Annotated in this window: 3 rRNA genes; all 3 read right to left on the reverse strand. The window is 54.8% G+C overall.

Annotated features, from left to right (window positions below):
• Positions 1–29: 29 nt before the first annotated feature.
• Positions 30–147, reverse strand: a 5S ribosomal RNA gene (rrf, locus tag J4Z35_RS14040).
• An 89-nt stretch (positions 148–236) separates the two neighbouring features.
• Positions 237–3,337: ribosomal RNA gene (locus J4Z35_RS14045) — 23S ribosomal RNA — on the reverse strand.
• A 373-nt stretch (positions 3,338–3,710) separates the two neighbouring features.
• Positions 3,711–5,232: ribosomal RNA gene (locus J4Z35_RS14050) — 16S ribosomal RNA — on the reverse strand.
• Together the 16S, 23S and 5S rRNA genes form the textbook arrangement of a ribosomal RNA operon.
• Positions 5,233–5,400: the final 168 nt, after the last annotated feature.

Raw genomic sequence — 5,400 nt, forward strand, 5'->3', positions numbered from 1 at the left:
ATCAGATCAAGGACCCTTCTGTTGAAGAAGTCCGGCGGTGTCCTACTCTCCCACACCCTACCGAGTGCAGTACCATCGGCGCTGAAGGGCTTAGCTTCCGGGTTCGGAATGTGACCGGGCGTTTCCCACTTCGCTATAACCACCGTAACACTATGAAACATATCAACCCATCATGGCGAGTGTATTGTTTCAGAATTACACAGGGACGCGAGCACTAGCACAACAATACTGAGTGTGATAATAAGTTATCGGTTCATTAGTACCGGTCAGCTACAACCATTACTGGTCTTCCACATCCGGCCTATCAACCCCATCGTCTCTAGGGAACCTCTCACACACAAGGTGTATGGAAACCTCATCTCGAAGCGTGCTTCCCGCTTAGATGCTTTCAGCGGTTATCACTTCCGAACGTAGCCAATCAGCGGTGCTCCTGGCGGAACAACTGACACACCAGAGGTTCGTCCATCCCGGTCCTCTCGTACTAGGGACAGGTCTTCTCAAGTTTCCTACGCGCACAGCGGATAGGGACCGAACTGTCTCACGACGTTCTAAACCCAGCTCGCGTACCGCTTTAATGGGCGAACAGCCCAACCCTTGGGACCTACTCCAGCCCCAGGATGCGACGAGCCGACATCGAGGTGCCAAACCATGCCGTCGATATGAGCTCTTGGGCAAGATCAGCCTGTTATCCCCGGGGTACCTTTTATCCGTTGAGCGACGGCGCTTCCACAAGCCACCGTCGGGTCACTAGTCCCCACTTTCGTGCCTGCTCGACATGTCTGTCTCACAGTCAAGCTCCCTTGTGCACTTACACTCAAAACCTGATTGCCAACCAGGCTGAGGGAACCTTTGGGCGCCTCCGTTACCCTTTAGGAGGCAACCGCCCCAGTTAAACTACCCATCAGGCACTGTCCCTGATCCGGATCACGGACCGAAGTTAGGAGCCCAATACGACCAGAGTGGTATTTCAACAATGACTCCACACACACTGGCGTGCATGCTTCACAGTCTCCCACCTATCCTACACAAGCCGTACCGAACACCAATACCAAACTGTAGTAAAGGTCCCGGGGTCTTTCCGTCCTGCTGCGCGTAACGAGCATCTTTACTCGTACTGCAATTTCGCCGAGTTCGTGGTTGAGACAGTGGAGAAGTCGTTACGCCATTCGTGCAGGTCGGAACTTACCCGACAAGGAATTTCGCTACCTTAGGATGGTTATAGTTACCACCGCCGTTTACTGGGGCTTAAATTCTCAGCTTCACCACCGAAGTGATTAACCAGTCCTCTTGACCTTCCAGCACCGGGCAGGCGTCAGTCCGTATACATCGAATTACTTCTTCGCACGGACCTGTGTTTTTAGTAAACAGTCGCTTCTCCCTGGTCTCTGCGACCCTCACCCCTAGCCCGTACGGGCTTCAAGGCTTGGGCCCCCCTTCTCCCGAAGTTACGGGGGCATTTTGCCGAATTCCTTAACCACGATTCACTCGATCGCCTTAGTATTCTCTACCTAACCACCTGAGTCGGTTTGGGGTACGGGCGGCTCGAACCTCGCTAGAAGTTTTTCTCGACAGCATAGGATCACCCTGCTTCCCACATACGTGGTCACCATCACATCTCAGCCACATCACTGACGGATTTACCTACCAGTGGGCCTACATGCTTGGACGGGGACTACCATCGCCCCGCGGAGGCTACCTTCCTGCGTCACTCCATCGCTTACCTACTACACGATCGGGTCACACGCTCCCCACACCAGATGATCCCGAAGGACCGGTTGGCATGGTTCGGGTGTTTAGCATCCCATGGTTCAGTATGGGCGGTTCTTCGCCGGTTCCGGAATATCAACCGGATGTCCATCGACTACGCCTGTCGGCCTCGCCTTAGGTCCCGACTTACCCAGGGCAGATTAGCTTGACCCTGGAACCCTTGGTTATTCGGCGGACGGGTTTCTCACCCGTCATTCGCTACTCATGCCTGCATTCTCACTCGTGTAGCATCCACGACTCGATCACTCGGCCGCTTCACTCGCCACACGACGCTCCCCTACCCAACAACACCCCCGTTAAGGGTCAGTGTGTCATTGCCACAGCTTCGGTGATGTGCTTGAGCCCCGCTACATTGTCGGCGCGGAATCACTTGACCAGTGAGCTATTACGCACTCTTTAAAGGGTGGCTGCTTCTAAGCCAACCTCCTGGTTGTCACAGCAACTCCACATCCTTTCCCACTTAGCACACGCTTAGGGACCTTAGCTGATGATCTGGGCTGTTTCCCTCTCGACTACGAAGCTTATCCCCCGCAGTCTCACTGCCACGCTCTCACTTACCGGCATTCGGAGTTTGGTTGACGTCAGTAACCCGGTGGGGCCCATCAGCCATCCAGTAGCTCTACCTCCGGCAAGAAACACGCGACGCTGCACCTAAATGCATTTCGGGGAGAACCAGCTATCACGGAGTTTGATTGGCCTTTCACCCCTACCCACAGCTCATCCCCTCAGTTTTCAACCTAAGTGGGTTCGGTCCTCCACGCCGTCTTACCGGCGCTTCAACCTGGCCATGGGTAGATCACTCCGCTTCGGGTCTAGACCCAGCGACTCAAACGCCCTATTCGGACTCGCTTTCGCTACGGCTACCCCACACGGGTTAACCTCGCCACTGAGCACTAACTCGCAGGCTCATTCTTCAAAAGGCACGCCGTCACCCCACACAGAGGCTCCGACGGATTGTAAGCACACGGTTTCAGGATCTATTTCACTCCCCTCCCGGGGTTCTTTTCACCTTTCCCTCACGGTACTAGTCCGCTATCGGTCACCAGGGAATATTTAGGCTTAGCAGGTGGTCCTGCCAGATTCACACGAGATTTCACGGGCCCCGTGCTACTTGGGAAACAGCACAACACAGCCACACACGTTTCGTCTACGGGAGTCGCACCCTCTACGCTCAACCATTCAAGATTGTTCAACTACGCACATGGTTTCTTACTGCGCACCCTCATGTCAGTGAGGATCAGCACTGTCCCACAACCCCACAACCGCAACCCCTGACAGGTCTCACACGATCATGGTTTAGCCTCATCCGCTTTCGCTCGCCACTACTCACGGAATCACTCTTGTTTTCTCTTCCTGTGGGTACTGAGATGTTTCACTTCCCCACGTTCCCTCCCAACACCCTATGTGTTCAGGTGCAGGTGCCATGACATGATTCATGGCGGGTTTCCCCATTCGGAAATCCCCGGATCACAGCCTGTTTATCGACTCCCCGAGGCATATCGCAGATTACAACGTCCTTCATCGGTTCCTGGTGCCAAGGCATCCACCGTGTGCCCTTAAAAACTTAAGATCACAGATACTAGATGCTCGCGTCCACTGTGTAATTCTCAAACAACACGCCACACACAACCCCACACACCCAAACCCCATCCAACAAGATGAAGAGTCTTCACTTGGTGTGTGATCTTGTGTTGACCACAACCCCAGAACACGATCCGTGTCCTGAGAACCCAACAACGCGCCGAACACAACCCCAACACACTCACCACCACCACGCTTTCCCCAACCAGCCCCACATCCTCACCCCATCAAGGGATCAAGACGCGTATGACTGGTTCGTACTCGCTGATGCCGGCAACCATGCAGGCTGCACCATGATCATCGTTCCACCCATGAGCACCCCCCACACACGAACGGTGTGGCAAGGGCTTGATGCTCCTTAGAAAGGAGGTGATCCAGCCGCACCTTCCGGTACGGCTACCTTGTTACGACTTAGTCCCAATCGCCAGTCCCACCTTCGACGGCTCCCCCCACAAGGGTTAGGCCACCGGCTTCGGGTGTTACCGACTTTCGTGACTTGACGGGCGGTGTGTACAAGGCCCGGGAACGTATTCACCGCAGCGTTGCTGATCTGCGATTACTAGCGACTCCGACTTCATGGGGTCGAGTTGCAGACCCCAATCCGAACTGAGACCGGTTTTTTGGGATTAGCTCCACCTCACGGTTTCGCAACCCTCTGTACCGGCCATTGTAGCATGCGTGAAGCCCAAGACATAAGGGGCATGATGATTTGACGTCATCCCCACCTTCCTCCGAGTTGACCCCGGCAGTCTCCCATGAGTCCCCACCCGAAGTGCTGGCAACATGGAACGAGGGTTGCGCTCGTTGCGGGACTTAACCCAACATCTCACGACACGAGCTGACGACAACCATGCACCACCTGTACACCAGTCCGAAGACGCACACATCTCTGCATGATTCCGGTGTATGTCAAGCCTTGGTAAGGTTCTTCGCGTTGCATCGAATTAATCCGCATGCTCCGCCGCTTGTGCGGGCCCCCGTCAATTCCTTTGAGTTTTAGCCTTGCGGCCGTACTCCCCAGGCGGGGCGCTTAATGCGTTAGCTGCGGCACGGAACTCGTGGAATGAGTCCCACACCTAGCGCCCAACGTTTACGGCATGGACTACCAGGGTATCTAATCCTGTTCGCTCCCCATGCTTTCGCTTCTCAGCGTCAGTAATGGCCCAGAGACCTGCCTTCGCCATCGGTGTTCCTCCTGATATCTGCGCATTTCACCGCTACACCAGGAATTCCAGTCTCCCCTACCACACTCTAGTCTGCCCGTACCCACTGCAGAACCGGAGTTAAGCCCCGGTCTTTCACAGCAGACGCGACAAACCGCCTACAAGCTCTTTACGCCCAATAATTCCGGACAACGCTCGCACCCTACGTATTACCGCGGCTGCTGGCACGTAGTTAGCCGGTGCTTCTTCTCCAGGTACCGTCACGTTAGCTTCGTCCCTGGTGAAAGAGGTTTACAACCCGAAGGCCGTCATCCCTCACGCGGCGTCGCTGCATCAGGCTTTCGCCCATTGTGCAATATTCCCCACTGCTGCCTCCCGTAGGAGTCTGGGCCGTGTCTCAGTCCCAGTGTGGCCGGTCGCCCTCTCAGGCCGGCTACCCGTCGTCGCCTTGGTAGGCCATTACCCCACCAACAAGCTGATAGGCCGCGAGTCCATCCCCCACCACAAAAACTTTCCACCAACACTCCATGCGGAGATCGGTCGTATCCAGTATTAGACCCAGTTTCCCAGGCTTATCCCAGAGTGAGGGGCAGGTTACTCACGTGTTACTCACCCGTTCGCCACTAATCCACACCAGCAAGCTGGTGCTTCATCGTTCGACTTGCATGTGTTAAGCACGCCGCCAGCGTTCGTCCTGAGCCAGGATCAAACTCTCCGTAGAAAAAATTTGTTACCCTGACCGAGAAAAAAACGGTGACAAACAACAACCCCAAAAGGGTCATCGTAGTTCTGTACAATCATTAATCACTCAGCCAAAACACGCGACACTCCATAAGTGCCACTAAAATGTTTGGCGATGATCACATCGGCACGCTGTTGAGTTCTCAAA

Source organism: Dermacoccus sp. NHGro5 (assembly GCF_017565385.1).
Classification (GTDB): Bacteria; Actinomycetota; Actinomycetes; order Actinomycetales; family Dermatophilaceae; genus Dermacoccus; species Dermacoccus nishinomiyaensis.